This is a genomic window from Arsenophonus sp. ENCA, from assembly GCF_002287155.1.
In the GTDB taxonomy this organism is placed as follows: Bacteria; Pseudomonadota; Gammaproteobacteria; order Enterobacterales; family Enterobacteriaceae; genus Arsenophonus; species Arsenophonus nilaparvatae.
In genome coordinates this window covers 1-2,200 of the sequence record NZ_NHNG01000790.1, presented here as the reverse complement: position 1 = coordinate 2,200, position 2,200 = coordinate 1, and the positions used below count along the sequence as shown (strand labels likewise).

Sequence of the window (2,200 nt, the reverse complement as noted above, 5' to 3'; positions counted from 1 at the left end):
GCCATTGCAAAGCTTTCACTTTGTGCCAACGACTTTCCTTCACTGCCTTCACGATACGCACTTGTAGCTTTCTCACTTCTCGACGACAATGATACCAGTTAATTTGGCTCCATTGCGTTGTACAGTGAGCAGGTGCACCCATGTTGTACCTGATGGTCATTTGCGATTCCTGCTTTTAAAAGTTCTACCAATATTCTCGTGATGAGAGACCAAGTGGAAGTCAGCCCGCTTTCGCGTGGGTTGATGTTGCGTGTCTGCTCAAACCCTATTCGTTCTATTACAGAACGGCCTTCGCTTTTTCCACCATCCTTTACCCGCACCACCAACAGCATCCCTTGCGGTTTACCTGCCTAAGAGGCGGAGATACGGGCTTACCATGTTCCACTCAGAAAACACAATGGGTTAGGTTCTGTCTACTTCGCCGATAGCTTACTTTGTCCGTGTATTCCCAGCTTCAAAAGGAATATCCAGCTACTTTGCCTTTTGGCCACAGCCTGTCAGTACCTTTGGCTGTTTTTAGATGACGACGTTTATTTAACAGTTCACATAAGTTAACCATACCATCAAGCCTAGCGTGCAAGCCGTATTGGTACTCACAGCTCTTACTACATTGTCCCAACCGCTTCAGACCAGTTAGTTACCTATCTCGCCTGGGTTAGTAGGCTACCGTTGACGGAACAACGGGCTTTGTCAGTGTGTTATTCTACAAGCAAAGCAATTCTCTAAGCGACTTCATGTCCCACAAAAATATTCTAATCAGTCCGTGACTATTTTATGTGTGAATCTTATTATTCGAAACAATTTTATTAGGAATTATCCGAATTATTACTATTTATTGTTATTAGTTTATTAATTTTTAAAAAATACGTCATTTTAATAGCGCATTTTTTAAATTTGATTAAATAATTTTTAACTTAAGTTAAATTTTACGGCTTAAGCTACCTCTTCTACATAGGTCACGCTGGATACGTGTTACACCAATGCTTGGCTTATTATTTTCACTTAAACTGGCTAATACCAGTTCTATTATTTTATCAGCAATAGCTTGGTGACGTTGAACAACCGATAATACTGGACAAGTAAAAAAATCTAACAATTCATTATCACCAAAAGTTGCAATCACAATATCATTTGCTAATTGCCCATTACGCTTTAACATCACGTCCATTACTCCTTGTAACAGAGAAAATGATGTTGTAAAAAACGCTTCCGGCATTTCATTATGATTTAACCACTGCGCAAAAATTTCTTCAGCAGCATGACGTTCATAACTACTCGTATATAAATAAGTGACAGAATGTGAATTATCTTGCCAAGATTCTCTAAATCCCTGTTCACGTAATAAGCTAACAGAAAGCTCTGGTAGCGCACCTAAATAGAGAACTTTTTTAACCGAAAATTTGTGTAATTCAGTCGCTAACATTTTGGCATCTTGTAAATCATCACCAACAACACTAATAAAATGCTGCTGTTCTAATGCGCGATCTAAAGCAATAATGGGTAGTGAACGGTTAGTCCAGCGCTGATAAAAGGGATGTTCCGGGGCTAAAGCGGTAGAAACAATGATTGCATCCACCTGACGCTTTAGTAAGTGTTCGATACACCGAGTTTCATTATCTGGTTGATCCTCAGAGCAGGCAATAAGTAACTGATACCCACATTGACGTGCCTTACGCTCAAGATAATTTGCAATCCGTGTATAACTAGTATTTTCTAAATCTGGGATCACCAAACCAATTGAATGGGTACGGCCAGCTCGAAGACCTGCAGCAACCGCATTTGGATAATAGTTATGTTCCTTAACAACAGACATCACTCTTTCAACAGTCTTATCACTGACTCGATACTGTTTAGCTTTACCATTGATAACATAACTGGCGGTTGTGCCAGAAACTCCGGCTAGACGGGCAATTTCATCCAATTTCACGTTGATGACCCCTTTTACAAACAGGAAAAGTCTCAAAAGCTTGAGACAATAAATGTTGCTCCATTTTAACTTGCTGAAGAGATATTTTCACCGCAAAATTTGCTTTTTTTTCACCATGAAAACCCTATTAGAATTTGGTCTTGGTACATAAAACTAGTTGCTGAATAGAGACTTGCATTTTTTGTCACGCTATTGAGAATAAAAAGAGGTTTAACTTAGAGAATAAAGGTTTGAAATGATCAACAAAGAGCGGCTGTTACGAGATAATCGTTT

At 39.2% G+C, this 2,200-nt stretch carries 3 protein-coding genes; 1 reads left to right on the top strand and 2 read right to left on the bottom strand.

The genetic code is table 11. The features are described from left to right. Positions 1-160: reverse transcriptase N-terminal domain-containing protein (locus CBG25_RS20570; RefSeq protein ID WP_366212786.1), on the bottom strand; the 160-nt coding region annotated here is incomplete at its 3' end. A 41-nt stretch (positions 161-201) separates the two neighbouring features. On the opposite strand from CBG25_RS20570, the gene CBG25_RS20565 reads away from it, so the two are divergent. Continuing rightward, entirely contained in the window at positions 202-354 is a 153-nt protein-coding gene (locus CBG25_RS20565; protein WP_290607254.1) for a hypothetical protein, read from the top strand. A 565-nt stretch (positions 355-919) separates the two neighbouring features. Here CBG25_RS20565 and cra read toward each other — a convergent pair. After that, positions 920-1,927: a catabolite repressor/activator gene (gene cra, locus CBG25_RS20560; RefSeq protein WP_290608937.1), complete on the bottom strand. Its 1,008-nt coding sequence runs from the start codon at positions 1,925-1,927 to the stop codon at positions 920-922. Between the last annotated feature and the right edge of the window lie 273 nt (positions 1,928-2,200).

Coding starts and splice junctions, on each gene's coding strand:
- CBG25_RS20565 (WP_290607254.1), top strand. CDS start 202: ATGAGAGACCAAGTGGAAGTCAGCCCGCTTTCGCGTGGGTTGATGTTG.